Annotated in this window: 13 protein-coding genes; 6 read left to right on the top strand and 7 right to left on the bottom strand. The window is 41.8% G+C overall.

Annotated elements, in window-relative coordinates:
• Window positions 1-3: 3 nt before the first annotated feature.
• The 3 genes from IPZ60_RS07905 to IPZ60_RS07895 form a co-directional block, all read right to left on the bottom strand.
• Entirely contained in the window at window positions 4-894 is an 891-nt protein-coding gene (locus IPZ60_RS07905; protein WP_194197266.1) for an alpha/beta fold hydrolase, read from the bottom strand.
• 154 nt (window positions 895-1,048) lie between these two features.
• A complete protein-coding gene (sppA, locus tag IPZ60_RS07900; protein ID WP_194197265.1) occupies window positions 1,049-2,101 on the bottom strand; it encodes a signal peptide peptidase SppA in 1,053 nt (350 codons plus the stop codon).
• A gap of 250 nt (window positions 2,102-2,351) precedes the next feature.
• Window positions 2,352-5,345, bottom strand: a complete 2,994-nt coding sequence (locus IPZ60_RS07895; protein ID WP_194197264.1) for a ComEC/Rec2 family competence protein — start codon at window positions 5,343-5,345, stop codon at window positions 2,352-2,354.
• A 325-nt stretch (window positions 5,346-5,670) separates the two neighbouring features.
• Here IPZ60_RS07895 and IPZ60_RS07890 point away from each other — a divergent pair, with 325 nt between their 5' ends.
• Window positions 5,671-6,246 carry a DUF2062 domain-containing protein gene (locus tag IPZ60_RS07890; protein WP_320108727.1) on the top strand — a complete coding sequence of 192 codons (576 nt, stop codon included), beginning with the start codon at window positions 5,671-5,673 and terminating at the stop codon, window positions 6,244-6,246.
• A 65-nt stretch (window positions 6,247-6,311) separates the two neighbouring features.
• Here the strand turns inward: IPZ60_RS07890 and IPZ60_RS07885 are convergent, their stop codons facing one another.
• From IPZ60_RS07885 to IPZ60_RS07875, 3 genes are read right to left on the bottom strand one after another with little or no spacing between them, the layout of a single operon-like run.
• Window positions 6,312-6,617: a hypothetical protein gene (locus IPZ60_RS07885; protein WP_194197263.1), complete on the bottom strand. Its 306-nt coding sequence runs from the start codon at window positions 6,615-6,617 to the stop codon at window positions 6,312-6,314.
• Between the two features lie 29 nt (window positions 6,618-6,646).
• Window positions 6,647-7,327, bottom strand: coding sequence for a lipoprotein-releasing ABC transporter ATP-binding protein LolD (gene lolD, locus IPZ60_RS07880; RefSeq protein WP_110922693.1), 681 nt, complete (start codon window positions 7,325-7,327; stop codon window positions 6,647-6,649).
• A gap of 47 nt (window positions 7,328-7,374) precedes the next feature.
• Window positions 7,375-8,610 (bottom strand): lipoprotein-releasing ABC transporter permease subunit, encoded by a 1,236-nt coding sequence (locus IPZ60_RS07875; protein WP_194197262.1) that lies wholly within the window; start codon window positions 8,608-8,610, stop codon window positions 7,375-7,377.
• Between the two features lie 506 nt (window positions 8,611-9,116).
• On the opposite strand from IPZ60_RS07875, the gene IPZ60_RS07870 reads away from it, so the two are divergent.
• Window positions 9,117-10,091 carry a hypothetical protein gene (locus IPZ60_RS07870; RefSeq protein WP_194197261.1) on the top strand — a complete coding sequence of 325 codons (975 nt, stop codon included), beginning with the start codon at window positions 9,117-9,119 and terminating at the stop codon, window positions 10,089-10,091.
• A 112-nt stretch (window positions 10,092-10,203) separates the two neighbouring features.
• Here the strand turns inward: IPZ60_RS07870 and IPZ60_RS07865 are convergent, their stop codons facing one another.
• Window positions 10,204-10,593 carry an SCP2 sterol-binding domain-containing protein gene (locus IPZ60_RS07865; RefSeq protein ID WP_194197260.1) on the bottom strand — a complete coding sequence of 130 codons (390 nt, stop codon included), beginning with the start codon at window positions 10,591-10,593 and terminating at the stop codon, window positions 10,204-10,206.
• A gap of 845 nt (window positions 10,594-11,438) precedes the next feature.
• On the opposite strand from IPZ60_RS07865, the gene ccoN reads away from it, so the two are divergent.
• From ccoN to ccoP, 4 genes are read left to right on the top strand one after another with little or no spacing between them, the layout of a single operon-like run.
• The gene (ccoN, locus tag IPZ60_RS07860) at window positions 11,439-12,920 is read left to right on the top strand and encodes a cytochrome-c oxidase, cbb3-type subunit I (RefSeq protein WP_194197259.1); all 1,482 of its coding nucleotides are present in this window, start codon (window positions 11,439-11,441) and stop codon (window positions 12,918-12,920) included.
• Window positions 12,921-12,929: 9 nt separating this feature from the next.
• The gene (gene ccoO / locus IPZ60_RS07855; RefSeq protein WP_194197258.1) at window positions 12,930-13,568 is read left to right on the top strand and encodes a cytochrome-c oxidase, cbb3-type subunit II; all 639 of its coding nucleotides are present in this window, start codon (window positions 12,930-12,932) and stop codon (window positions 13,566-13,568) included.
• A complete protein-coding gene (locus tag IPZ60_RS07850; RefSeq protein WP_194197257.1) occupies window positions 13,568-13,750 on the top strand; it encodes a cbb3-type cytochrome c oxidase subunit 3 in 183 nt (60 codons plus the stop codon). Before ccoO ends, IPZ60_RS07850 begins: the two co-directional genes overlap by 1 nt.
• Window positions 13,747-14,919, top strand: a complete 1,173-nt coding sequence (ccoP, locus tag IPZ60_RS07845) for a cytochrome-c oxidase, cbb3-type subunit III (RefSeq protein ID WP_194197256.1) — start codon at window positions 13,747-13,749, stop codon at window positions 14,917-14,919. The genes IPZ60_RS07850 and ccoP overlap by 4 nt, the downstream gene beginning before the upstream one ends.
• Window positions 14,920-15,318: the final 399 nt, after the last annotated feature.

Below are 15,318 nucleotides of genomic sequence, written 5' to 3'. Positions count from 1 at the left end.
CGACTATTTTAACAGTTGCTGCTCAATCAATGACAATACTTGCAGCGATACAGAGTCAGGATGTTCAAGCGGGAACATATGACCACCTGCATGAGTGGTATAAGGCACCCCTAACCGTGCCTGCACTTGCTGAGGGAAGTGACGTTTTAAGAATATGCTATCTTCACCAATAATCAAAGTTACGGGCACCTTAGGACCACGATTTGGTGCCAACCAATACCAAGATGGATTGGTACGGAATACGGCAACTTCGCTCGATTTAGGAATGGCCAAAGTTACTTTACCGTCAGCACGCTGGTGTAGGCCGTGGTCGATATAGCCTTGAAAACTGCGCTCATCAAAATTCTTAAAAAACCCTTTATTGCGCATTTTTTCATAAGCATCTGCTCGACTATCCCATACATCACGGCGATGCTTGGATATTCCAGCGGGTGACAATTTATCCATTAAACGGTTATTCATCAACGGCAATCTATCTGCTGTCTTTGCCAAATGCCATAACAGGCTGACCTTGCCATAAATCCAAGGCGGATCCATGAGGACCGCTTGCGCAAAGTACTTTGGCTCGCGATACAATGCTTGCATGGTACACATTGCGCCAAGTGAGTGACCGACTGCTACTACTTGCGCGACGCCATGCTTCTCACAAGCATCTTTCACGCTATCAATAATTTGGTTTGTGAGACTACGCCAATGATCGTCTACGGGATAACCTGGGGTATCGCCTAGCATCGCAATATATTCAATCGTAAAAAACTCTGCTAAATTCTCAAAAAATGGCTGATAAACAGCACTTGGCATACCATTGGCATGTGCAAAATGAATAACTGGTTTATTTGTTATTTTAGAGATAGGTAAAGCAACAAAGGTCTGAAAATTGCGTTCATCAGTCATAACAGGCTCTCATCGAATCATTATGGATAGCTTATGTGTCATTTATCATGATTAAATCTTACATATCTGAAATATCTGGCATATAAATAAGGCTGAGCATAATCATATACTCAGCCTTATCAATCATACACAGTAAATCTAAAATACAAAATGCTTAGCGCATCTCTACATTGCCATCTTCTTTTGTTAGGACATCAAGATTGACACTTGAACCAATGCCTGCACCTAACTTAACAGCGAAGCGATCCATAAACGACTCAAAAGGATCTGTTGGGCTATAGTTAATCGCCGTATCAAGATCTAACTCTTTTTCTAAGCTCGCGATGCTACCTTTCTTGTCTGCTAGACCAAGTTCGATAGACTGCTCACCTGTCCAAAATAGCCCTGAAAACAACTTGTTTTGTTCAGGATTTTTTAGACGGTCGCCGCGGCCTTCTTTCACTGCATCGATGAAATGCTTGTGCGTATTTGCTAATACTTTTTCGACATGACCTTCTTCATAGTCAGTCAATGGACGCGATAAGCTTAGGATATCTTTGTACTCACCAGCGGTCAAAGTACGATCTTTTACGCCGACTTTATCCATCAAGCCTTCAATATTATAGCTCGACATAATCACGCCGATAGAGCCAACCAAGCTTGATGGGTTGACATAGATCTCGTCTGCTGCAGAAGCAATGTAATAAGCGCCAGAAGCACCAATATCACCAATCACTGCGTAAAGTTTCTTGTCTGGATATTCTTGACGCAACTCCATCATAGTCTGCCAAATTTCATCAGACTGTACAGGCGAGCCGCCAGGTGAGTTGATATCTAGCACAACGGCTTTTGAATTACTGTTTTCAAAAGCACGGGTCAATGCTTCATTGACATCATAGGCATTGGCCACATCGCCACTACTAATGACGCCTTGCAGCTCAACCACGGCCAAATGTGGCTCGCTGTTGTCGACTGCATCGATACCTGTTGATGCACTGCTGCAACCACGGCCAAGGGTCAGAAATATCAATAAGATATAACCAAAGGTCAATAATTTAAAAAAGATACTCCAGCGACGAGCGCGGCGCTGTTCAACCACACTAGCTAGTAATGTGTTTTCCAGCAGTCGCCACTCTTGTCCAGTCGGTTGGCTTGATTGTTGAATGGGTGCTGGCTGATTCGCCGAAGTGTCAGGACGTTTATTAGGGTCTGGTGGCCAGTTGGGCATATAACTTCCTAAGTCAGAAACAATCTAAAACGATAAAAGAGATGATATAGAATATAAATGTAGTAAGAAGCTAGTTCTTACTCTCAACGCATTTGTAATGCAAGCGTCATTTATATTAATAGGTTGGTAAGTATGGTCGCATTTTCATCATGGTTCAATAGTATAACTGTGAAATATCAACATATTGTAACGCTGAGAGTATAAGCAATTTTTTGAGGTACATTATTAGCGTTTAGTGTGAGAATTCAATCTAGAAGTTAGCACCCATAGTTAGTGCTACCTCTAGCGCTTCATCATCATAAGTCACAATTTGATTAATGCTTTGGCGATCTAATACATCGGCAGTTATATGCGATGCACTGTGCCCAAGCCATGTAATATCAGATGGCATTGTTGTTTGATTAATAGTTATTGGATTAATAGGTGTTTGACCAGCAGCTACCTGACCAGATAATGGATTCGCTGAACATAGCAACTCCCACATCTGCCAAACACGTTGATGAGTATCGGCATTCAAAACCAGACGTGATGTAGTCTCTGCTACATTAGGCGTCAAGGATGAAAGGTTTGATGGCAGTGTTTGTACAGCTACAGGTGCTGACCTAAGTGGATCAGCCGCATTGTATCTTAATACTTGTATCGGTAAACCAGTGTCTATAGCGAGCGTGCAATCCCACACGCTGTCATCATCTATTGTGCGCCAACCTGTCAATGCTTGTATGGACAAGTCGCCATTCGGTAGCTGCCATGTTTTACCTTGCTCGCAACCTTGTACGCTAATATCTGACTTACTCTTAGATTGACTGGCGACCTTATATGAGCGCTGAAGTTCAGGCCAACGATCAAAACGCCCGGCCTGCCAGTACTGATTAATGGATAAATGCTGATTTAATCGTGCAACCGTCAGTGGTAATAGCTCAGAACCTATAGTATTAATGTCAGCACGCTTATCATCAGTTATCAGCGTATCTGTTAATCCAACACTATCACTCTGTACGGTAATACCCTCTAGCTTATTAATCGATAAACTGCCCAATTGCTGCTCCAACATCGTTGAGAGCTTCTCTACCGTCAAGTTACTTGGCATCGTTCGGGTGGCTTGCGGTCGGTGATCGGCTAAAAATAACCAACTGACACTCCCATTATTAGTATTTTTAGAATTGATAATAGGATATTGCAACAAGGCAGCGCTTATATATTGATCGCCTGTTGGTAATATATATAACGTTGGTTTCATCGTTAGTGACTGCTGATTGGCATAAACAGTCATCATTAGCATGGTCAATGGCGGCAGTGCTAGCCAACGACTGATAAACCCACGTGGTAACAGCCAAGGCAAAATGCTCAGCAATACCATCAATAAAATCGCCATATTTACTGGTGTATAGAGCCATGCTTCTGACAATGAGGGCAATGACGTCAGCCACGTCATCAACTCATGCAAGCTTGCAACGATGGCACTGACTAGTGCCCAAATCCTATCAGCGATAGTCGGTAACAACAGATAAAAAAGCCCTGCCAGTAGATTGAGCGGTACAATCACCCAACCAAATAAGCCGATAGCAAATAGATTAATGAAAAGCCCCCATAGTGAGGCCTTACCGAACAGCAGTAACGTAATGGGCAGTAAAGTGATAAACAACCAAAACTGTAATTTGAATATGCGTCTACCTATCATCCAAATACGTTTGGCCAACTCATTTATAGCATTGGATTTGTAGGCACCAGCTTGATGAGTGAATACAGGTACTTGCCTGTATTTATAGGACGTGTCTTCGTATTTAAGTAGTAGTGCTACTGCGATAAAAGACAGCCAGTATCCTGCTTGCCATAGTACATAAGGATCAAGCCATGCCATCAATACTGCCAGTGCAAACAATACACGCATGGTACTGATAGGCAATAATGTCAAACGCACCAAACCTATCGCCAATAGCATCCATGCAGTACGGGCAGCGGGTACATCAAATCCTGTGAATAAGGCATAAACAAAAGCCGCACCAATCATCACCCACCAACGCACTTGCCAACGTGGTATATAGCGATAAGCAACTGGACAGAATCGATCAAAGATTAGAACTGCACCACCCGCCAGCACAATCGCTAAAAACAATACATGCGTCCCTGATATTGCCAGTAAATGTGAGATACCTGCCAGCTGATACAAATCCTTAGTATCGCGGTTGATTAGACTACGGTCGCCTGTCAGCAGGCTCAGTGTGACAGCTTTTGCTTGCTGCTCTGCTGTGGTTTTATCACTCCAATCGGTATAGAAATGCTGTCGTAATTGCCAACGCCCTTGGTCAATACGAGTACGCAAACGTTGAAGATAGCTATCGGAAGTAGGTGCTATGTTTGATGGCTTACCATTAGAAAAATTCGACGTACTAACCGCCAATATGTTTGCGACACCATCAATATGACGACCTCGCAACCAACGATAGCTATCAAAACCAGACGGATTATTTAGCGCTTGTTCAGAGGTAGCCAGTGGCGCAAGCGTCAAACTCATAAACAACTGATCACCTGGCTGCAAATGATTTAGTTTTGCAAACTGATCACTGTCTGAAGACGTTTTGGATAGAGATTTTTTTGGATAGGCATTGAGTAATACACGGTACTCTATACTTTCACTGCCACTGCCACTGCCACTGCTATCTAAATGGTTACCATACGACGTATCATTATTTGCAGTATTTTTACTTAGGCTATTTTTGCTATTACTTAAAAAATCAGCGGTAATATCATCTAAGTCTTGCGATGTTAACTCTGATACCAGCGGTGACATATGATTAATAACCGCCACTTGTCGATAGCCACTCTCTGTATTTACATCATAGACGCTATCACTTATCCCCTCAACGGTTACCAACGCTTGCACACGCATAGGCTCAGTGACTGCTGTCATTTCTGCTTGTTGGTGGCTTAGCAAAGCTTGCATCGCACTGCCGATGACCAATCCAATCGCCAGTATAGCGACTACCAAATGATTGGCGATACGAAAGAATATTTTAGGATAATGTGGAGAGTAACTAGAAGATTTTTGCGAGGAACGGCTGATATTGACGGAAGGTATATTGAATTGAACAAGGATAATCAAAACGATAGCAAGCGCCATTAGTGATAAAGTTGCAATAGAGACATTAGCAATATCCATTAATAATGGACTCGTCGGCATATTATCTGAAACTGCCAACACGCCCATCATAGCGCTAATAATCAAACTACAAATCAACCAATACACCAGCACTCCTTGCTTGATGATATAAATATTATGATATGGCTAAATATAGTCATTGGTTACGATGGGCAGCAACCTACCACCATAAATCACCTGCCACCACAGAGAAGTATCGGCATAGAATTGAGCCCAAACGAGCGGTAGCTAATACGTCATACAATGGCATTTATATTTATATTACCCTATACTGCTCATACATAGTACGATAACGATACTCTGACATTATCATACTATATAATCTAATCCTTATTTTTTATTAATAATATTACCTTATAACAGTCCATCAAGATAATTGATCGGGCTGTAGTTAACGATTAAAGGCAATCTTGTGCCCCAAAAACGTCTAAAAAGCCTGCTTCCTACACCAGAGAAAATTCTAGAAAGTCGCACCTTAAAACTGTTTGCACCGCATTTAGCTGATCCACGATTATGGCACTTCAATCGTCACAGCCTAAATAAAGCGGTCTACATTGGCGTGCTTAGCGCATTTTTTCCATTGCCGGGACAGATGCTGATAGCGTTGGTCGGCTCATTAATCTTCCGTGCCAATGTTCCGATGGCGCTCGGTTTGACTTGGATTACCAATCCGCTTACTAGCTTGCCTATCTTTTATGCCGGTTACTACATCGGCGCTAAAATTATCGACGCGCCAGTGCTAAGCCTTCGACTTATTGGAAGAATGATTGCTGATTTTAGTTTGTGGGCGTTGTCAGATGGTGCCAATCCATTTATTACCTATCGCGGCACTGTATCGATTGCGGCATTTTGTATCGGGCTTACGATTTTGGCGGTGTTGACTAGCCTTATTTGCGGACTGGCATTTAAAGCCATTTGGCGCTATAAAACGGTCGTCAGCTGGCAAAACCGTCAGGATATACCTTCTGACAAACCGCCTGAATCCTAAACTAGGCTAGATGCCATTAGATTATAGATTACTAACAACATCAACTGTACGCTAGGCTATCTACACTACACGTCTTTGCTATTTTCTATAGCTTCCGTAATATTATTGGTGAGATTGCTATCCATCACAAAGACCTCAATCACCTTCTCACCTTTAAATAACGTATAGCGTTTGCCTGTTGCACTATCTTGAGCTTTGAGATCGTAGTCGACACCAGCCAAAGTAATGGCATCAAAGACAGGTGTCAGCAGATCTATCTGCTCCTGTCTATCAATCGTATCGAACAATGCCGTATCCATATAAGAATGTAGCGGCGCATTGCCTTCTTCGGCGCTGCCAAAAGCTTCGATTGGATCTTCATTTTCATTCATTATGTTTATCCTTGTTAGACATAAGGGGCTTAATACTGTTCCCAATGACCATTACGCAGTAATAACTGACGATCTGCCAATGCCGCCAGATTGCGATCATGTGTCACCATCAGTAGTGCCGTCTGCATCGTGTTTTGTAATTCGGTCAACAGTCCAAAAACGCTTTGGGCATTATCATAATCCAAGTTACCGGTTGGCTCATCTGCCAAGATAAGCGATGGCTTGGTCACAAGCGCACGGGCAATCGCCACACGCTGACGCTCACCGCCTGATAACTCGCCTGGTCTATGCATCAGACGATGCTCTAGACCGACACTTTCTAGAATATCAATCGCCTGTTGACGCGCTTCAGTCGTCGATACTTTCGGTCGCATTAATAATGGCATAGCGACGTTTTCAATAGCCGTAAACTCAGCCAACAGATGATGAAACTGATAAATAAACCCTAAATGCTTATTACGCATCGCACCACGTTCGGTTTCATTCATACTGTTTAATAATTGACCATGTAGCCACACTTCACCCGTAGTAGGTGTATCAAGACCGCCTAGCAAATGTAGCAATGTACTCTTACCTGAGCCACTGGTACCAACGATAGCAATACGCTCGCCAGCCTTAACCGTCAAATCCAAGCCAGTCAATACTTGCGTACTAACTGCCCCTTCATCATATATCTTGTTGATATTTTTCGCCTCTAAAATGGCAGACATGGTATTTCCTTTATTCTATTTATATAGTTGATGCTTTATAAAATCATTTACTCATAGCGTAGTGTTTGTGCTGGCTGAATTTTAGCAGCGCGACGTGCTGGGTAGATCGTTGCCAAAAAGCTCAATACAAACGATGCACCAGTAATCAACACCACATCTAGCACACGCAACTCTGACGGCAAATAGTTCACAAAATACGCATCAAATAGGTTCAGGTTAAAGACTTGATTGATGAAACCCAAAATATCGCTGACTGTGAGAGCAAATATCACACCCAATATCGTGCCAGCAACAGTACCGATGACACCGATGACCACACCTTGAACCATAAACACTTGGGTAATCAATCGAGGTGATGCACCAAAGGTTTTTAAGATTGCAATGTCCGCTTTCTTATCCGTGACAAGCATGACGAGACTAGAGACAATATTAAAGGCTGCAACCAAGATAATCAAAAAGAGCAGTAAGCCTACCATCGCTTTTTCCATCTGAATTGCACCAAACAGATTGCCATGAGTCTGTGTCCAATTATTCGGATACAATCTATCAGGGGCAATCGCAGCTGCCTTTTCTGAGGCAATTGGCGCAGTAAAGATATCATTAAGCTTCATACGCACACCCTGCGCACCCTCTGGCAAACGTAACAGTTTTGCAGCATCACCCATAGGAATAAAGGCCATCAGACTATCGACTTCTGGACTGATAGTGAAGATACCCGTCAAGGTAAAACGCTTAAATCGCGGTATGACACCGGCTGCTGACGGTGATGCCTCTGGCAATACTAACGTGACTTTATCACCGAGTTGCAACCCTAATGATTGCACCATCTCTTCACCCAGCACAATACTGAAGTCACCGTTTTGCAAGGTATCAATACTACCCTCAACCATGTGATCGTTGATGATAGAGACCTTTTTCTCATACTCAGGTTCAATGCCTGTGACCATAATTCCTGCAACCTGACCATTTGAGGTCAACATCCCTTGCAGTTGGATAAACGGCGCTACCGCTGCCACTTCTGGGTCTTCTTTGATCTTGTCTGCCAATTGTTCCCAGTCACTGATAATCTCAGATGAGACGACCGTTGCTTGCGGGACCATACCCAGAATACGGGTTTTTAGCTCCCGATCAAAACCATTCATGACCGACAGCACCGTAATCAATACGGCAACCCCAAGAGTCAAACCAATCATCGAGATCAGCGATATAAAGGAGATAAAACCATTACTACGCTCTGCTCGGGTATATCGTAAGCCGATAAATAACGCTAAAGGACGAAACATATTCAAACTCTTTATCTTATCTACGTGCGACTTTATATATAGTCGGTTCAATATAATTTGGATACAAGGAAAGCAAGTGAAAGTACTACAAGTAGTAAACTAAGTGCGACTGACACCATATCCAATTTATAGAGGATTGGCTATATGCTATAAAACAAGCACACAAACTGGGTTTCAGACGGGCTTAAGACAGCCGTCAAAAGGGAGCTAGTTTGACACAAATCGGCTGATATGTGCCAATCATTAGCAAAAACTGAGTATGTTTTTTGCTAAGAAATAGGGTTTTGTTACTATTTTTTATGCGGGACTTGCTATTACTTGCGTCAATACCTATATATTGTATGCTAAGGACAATTGTCATTACCCATTCATTGTAGTTTGTTGACCTTTTGCTGATAACAACATTGCTAACCATCATAGACCCATATTTAGCATAGTAGGTTATGATGACCAGCAACCGCAGCTATAGCGACAGACTTCACGCTGACTTAATTTTGAGTACTCTCATGACCATTAATTACCAATATAAAAACATCCAGTCTCCTACTAAGGTAACCTTAACTGAAGAGCAATCTGCAGGTCACGCTGATCATTGGCGAATTTTGACTGACGATATGAGCCATGATGTACCAGAGTGGCTACAGAAAATGATCGAACAAGCAGCGATGCCTAAAGGTCTTAATAGCAATGTCAGCTCGCAAGACAGCTGTCTATTACTATCTGAAAATCAGCCCTGTCACATCAACCAAGTATTGGCGATGAAAAATGGTAAGCCTGAGTGCTTTATCAATGCCTATCCTTGTGTCGATAGCCCATATGGTTTGAATTGTAAAATTGAGCGTATCATCGCTAATGACAAATCTCATGATGCCGTACTACGCTTACATACGGCTGATGGCAGTATCATTTATGCTTTTGATCAGCTTTATACGACCAATCGTCATTTATATCAGCGAGATACGTCTTACTTTGTGAACCTTAGCGCTTGGGCGCACGAGATCAAACACAGCGAACAAAACGAAGTGATTATGGTCGAAGATCAAGAATCGATTCGCTATCATCGTGCTTTTAACGACATTGTTGCCGCCAATGATGGAAAGATACCAGACGATTTGCAAGAGCAAATCAAAGAGTGGAAACCTGAGACCAAAGAACAAATGGCGCCTGTCGAAATCAACTTAGGTCATATGTGTGCATATCTCTTTGGCGATACACTAGGACAAGAAGACGAAGCATGGTGTCAAGGTCAAGTGTTGGGTAAACAAGAGACTGTCTTTAATGGCAAATCTATTATTTTGTTTGATGTCGTCATACTACGCGAACAAGACGCAGACCCATTTGTGATACGTGTTGGTGCGCTCAACACCGCAGAGACAGCCATCATTAAAGTGCATGATTATATACAAGCTAACGTTTGGCTACAGGCGGCTATCTATAAGCAAAACCAAAAAAGTGCAGCGCAACAGTCCAAAGTGAGTTAATCAGATAAAAACGCATTGTTATTAAATTTACCAATAAAAAAGCCTCTAATATGAATTAGAGGCTTTTTTTACATCAACTGAATCATTCACATAGAACCATGCAAATATAAAACTACGCCATAGTCGTCATAGACTTGATACGAGAGTACAGTTCTTTTTGCTCAGTACTTGGGCGAGCAGTCTGTACTGCCATCAATTGTGACATATCGCCTTCAACACGAATTTTACCGCTCATAAATGCACCCATGATTTGGTTGGTATCAAAATCAGTAATGATCGATTGCAAGATACTACGATCAAGTAGCAAGGTAGTGGTCGCCGCGTCATTTAATCCGCGATGCAATAAGCCATTAGTGAAGTTGGCTTCAATATCTTGATCAGTATCAGAAACCTTTAAGTTGACGATCATATTTGCAAGTGCTGGTGGTAAATTGAGCTCACCCGCTTCTTGACCCATTTTCTCAACTTGCTCAAACCATTCATTTGTCAAAAAAACTGCCATATTATTGTCCTTAATTAGTATTATGTGAGGCTAAAGTTTTAATCACCCTCGCCTGACTGAACATCAAATTATAAAATAATTTCTGATAGCAACGATATAAAAGCACTACTACCCATCATATTTAGACTCATTATAAAGGTCGACTTGATGATAAGTAAAACTTATTTACATGACTCATGCTGCCATTGTTACAAGATTATTTTCATACTGACAGTAACGTATAACACTTACCATCTATTTCTAACCAAAGACCACCTCTAGAATCATGCCAAAATTGTGTATAAAATAGGTGGATAGCGTAGCAATAATAAGTTGCTCGCTAGAGTTTTTACCAAAGAGTTTGTATTTTGCCGCATAGTTCTGATGATATTTGATTAGGATTGCGTTACAATACCCTTAAACAGAGTCGGGAGTTTTAACTAAACATTACGTAAACATGTTTTTTTGTCAGCCGCCGCTAGCATACGTCTATGGTCAGTGCATTTTTATGGCCCTATGGATATTGGTATCTATCTTCATTGGTACAGAATTTTGGTAATAATTAAGATAAATACTTAGCCTCATTAGATGTTTGATGCTCAAAAACGGCGCATTTTCTTATTCACCTTAACAGTTATTAATAATCCTACTATCGATTGGCCATGAGCGCTGTGACTTTAAATGCCTCTATATATGAGCACCATCTGATATATGGCTTAGATTGATAGCTAATAACGTTGAAACTATAAGCAATCCAAAAAACAGCATGTACCGCAACTACTATTTGACCATCAATTATTATGATGCAGATAGTGCGGAGAGTTAGTTAATTCTGTTGATAATTCGGGCTGTAAAGGAATCATCCAATGAGTTTACAAAACACAGCAGTCGCCCCAGTGGACCGTGAGTACGAAATTACTATCGTAAGATTTTTTGCGATAATGGCCGTAGTTTGGGGCATCGTCGGCATGAGTATTGGTGTGTTCATTGCTTCACAGTTAGCATGGCCAGCACTCAACTTTGACATTCCATGGCTGACTTTTAGTCGCCTAAGACCGCTTCATACCAATGCGGTCATTTTTGCGTTCGGTGGCTCTGCCCTGTTCGCAACGTCTTACTATATTGTGCAACGTACCTGTAAGACAAGGTTATTTGCGCCTTATTTAGCTTGGTTTACCTTTTGGGGTTGGCAAGCGGTTATCGTATCAGCAGTTATTACCCTTCCTCTAGGTTTGACCTCGACTAAGGAATACGCTGAGCTTGAGTGGCCAATCGATATTTTGATTGCTTTGGTATGGATATCTTATGCCATTGTCTTTTTCGGTACGCTCATCAAACGTAAAACCTCACATATTTATGTAGCTAACTGGTTCTTTGCAGCTTTTATTATTACGATTGCACTACTTCATATCGTAAACAGCATGGCGATTCCTGTTAGCGCATTTAAATCTTACTCATTATTTGGCGGTGCAACTGATGCGATGGTGCAGTGGTGGTACGGACATAATGCGGTAGGTTTTTATCTAACGGCAGCATTCCTTGGGATGATGTACTACTTCGTTCCAGTACAGATTGGTCGTCCTATTTATTCTTACCGTTTGTCTATCGTTCACTTTTGGGCATTGATTGCTTCATATATGTGGGCTGGTGGTCACCATTTGCATTATTCAGCGCTTCCAGATTGGACGCAGTCATTAGCAATGGTATTCTCAATCATCCTATTTGCACCATCTTGGGGTGGTATGATTAACGGTGTACTAACGTTATCAGGTAGTTGGGATAAGTTACGTACCGATCCAATCATTCGCTTTATGATTGTTGCATTGTCGTTCTACGCCATGTCGACGTTTGAAGGCCCAATGATGTCTATTAAGACAGTCAATGCGCTATCGCATAACACGGATTGGACAGTAGGACACGTACACTCAGGTGCGCTTGGCTGGGTTGGTATGATTACCATTGGTTCACTATACGTATTGTTACCACGTATCTTTAACAAACCAAAAATGTACTCTATTAGCTTAATCACCACGCATTTCTGGTTAGCGACTGCAGGAACGATCTTCTATATCGTGTCTATGTGGATTTCAGGTATTGGCCAAGGCATGATGTGGCTTGCTACCAATCCAGATGGTACTTTGGTATATAGCTTCGTTGATACTGTTGAGTTCTCACATTTCCCATATATTGGTCGTGCTTTTGGTGGCTTCTTATATGTGTCGGGCATGTTTGTGATGGCATACAACGTTTATAGAACACTCAAGATGCCAGAAGGTAAGCCTGTAGATGTGGCTGATCCAACGGATCATGAAACTAGTGTTGATAAACCTTCAGCAGCTAACGTATAAGGAGCTATCATGGCTGGTACACCGCATGAAATTATTGAAAAAAATACAGGCTTGTTGGTCATCGGTATCGTTATTGCTATTAGCTTTGCAACGCTAGTTGAAATCGTACCATTAATATATGACAACAAGGGTCCTGAAGAAGGCGGGGTTAACGCTCCCCTTCCCACTATGGAACCTTGGACGGCACTAGAGTTCGAAGGTCGTGACATTTATATTCGTGAAGGTTGTCACGTATGTCATACCCAAATGATTCGTCCGCTACGTGCTGAAGTTGAACGTTACGGACCATACTCGCGTGCTGCAGAATCAACGTGGGATCACCCATTCTTGTGGGGATCTAAACGTACTGGACCTGATCTAGCACGTGTTGGTGGACGTTACTCTGAAGACTGGCAAAAGCAGCATTTGATCAATCCGCGTTCATTGGTTCCTGAATCAGTAATGCCTGGCTTCCCTTGGCTCGCTGAGAATGAAGTAGATGGTGAAAACATTCAAGATAAAATGCGCCTATTCCGTGATCGCTTTGGTGTTCCTTATACTGAAGAAGATATCGAAGGAGCGCCAGATGCTGTTCTTGGTGCCACTGAACTTGATGCTTTGGTTGCCTATCTACAGCAGCTAGGCACCGCGATGGAAGGACAGCGCTAATGGGTATTGGTGAATTACAAACAATTGCGACCGTTTCTGCCTTTATTGCCTTCGTAGGTGTTGCATGGTGGGCGTATTCGCCAAAAAACAAAAAACGCTTCGAAGAAGATGCACAACTTGCGCTTGATGACGAAGATATAAAGTCTTTGTCTGAAGAGCAGCGCAATAAGGATAAACGATGACATTTTTTTGGAGTTCTTGGATTACTATAATAAGTATCGGATGTTGGCTCTTTATTCTTGGGGTTTTGTTATTTGTTCTAAAATACAAACCTGACGTAGAAGAAGATGGCACCACTGGTCATACCTATGATGGTATCAAAGAATATGACAAACCATTGCCTAAATGGTGGCTAGTAATATTTTTTGGTTCGATTGTTTGGGGTGTTGCTTACTGGGTATTTTTCCCAGCTATGTTCCCAAAACATTGGGAAGGAATTGCCACTGTAGAAGTCGATGGTGAAACTGTACCATGGACCTCTAAAAACGAGCTATATAGTGAGCTTGAACAGAACAACAAAGTATTTACGGATAACTTTGAACAGAATATCTTGGCGAAAGCAGATGCTAGTGGTGCAACATCAACGTTAGCCACACTTGCAGATATGCAATCGACTTTGCGTCATAGCGAAACAGCACCAGCAGACTTAAAAGCTCAGATTGATGGCAAAGTTGCAGAACTTGCACCTTATGTTGAGAAGCTATCTGAAAATCCAAATGCTTTAAAAGTTGGGAGCCGTTTATTTTTACAGAACTGTTCTGTATGTCATGGCTCTAATGCTAAAGGTGCAACAGGTTATCCAAATCTGACTGATAATGATTGGTTGCATGGTGGAAAGCCAGAGAATATCTTGCTGACCTTACATAACGGCTGGCACATTGGTGTAGATTACAAGAAAGAACCTGCAAAACTACCAATGCCTGCTTGGCGTGAAAACCTTGGTGAAGACGGTGTGCGTGCAGTTGCTGAGTATGTACTATCAATCTCTGGCAATCAAAACGATTACGATCTAGACCAAACGTTAGTTACACAAGGTAAGACGTTATTTAATCAGCCTACTAACTGTGTACTTTGTCATGGTCCAGAAGGTAAAGGTATGGTATCTACAGGTGCACCAAACCTAACAGATAACATCTGGCTGTTCGGTGGAGAGCGCGAAACCATTCGTGACACCTTACGTTATGGTCGTGCTGGTGTAATGCCACAATGGCAGACTAAACTGGGTAATGAACGTATCATGCTGCTTGCGGCCTATGTTTATTCATTATCAGATAAGGTAACACCGCCTGTGACCCAACAAACTGCTGCTACTGCTCCAACTGTAGAAACAGCAGAAGCTACTGCTAACTAATACTTTTAGTAGATTGCTCTGTCGTAAATGAATGATATTGAAAAAAGGGAGAACTGTTATTACAGTTCTCCCTTTTTTATATGCTTTCACTAAGTCATGTTTAACATTTGATCATAGCACTGCCTATTTGCGAACATCAAGCATGCCCTAGACTATGTATGAAATCTGAATACTGATTAGTACACAACTAGCATGTTTTGAGAATAAGATATTGATTGCTTTTTGATATTATTACCCCATTTATAGTAAGGAGAATGCTAAAATAGCCGCACTCAAAAACAGCTCATTAATCGCTGATTTATAGGGCTATTTTTCATTAAGTTATTCGTAATCGATCATTTGGTAGATGGTTTAACAAATATTTATCCGCTACCTACTGACATTGATAACATCGTTCGC

Source organism: Psychrobacter sp. NG25 (genome assembly GCF_015234355.1).
Classification (GTDB): Bacteria; Pseudomonadota; Gammaproteobacteria; order Pseudomonadales; family Moraxellaceae; genus Psychrobacter.
Note: the sequence above shows the minus strand (reverse complement) of the source record. Positions and strands in the feature narration are given on the sequence as shown.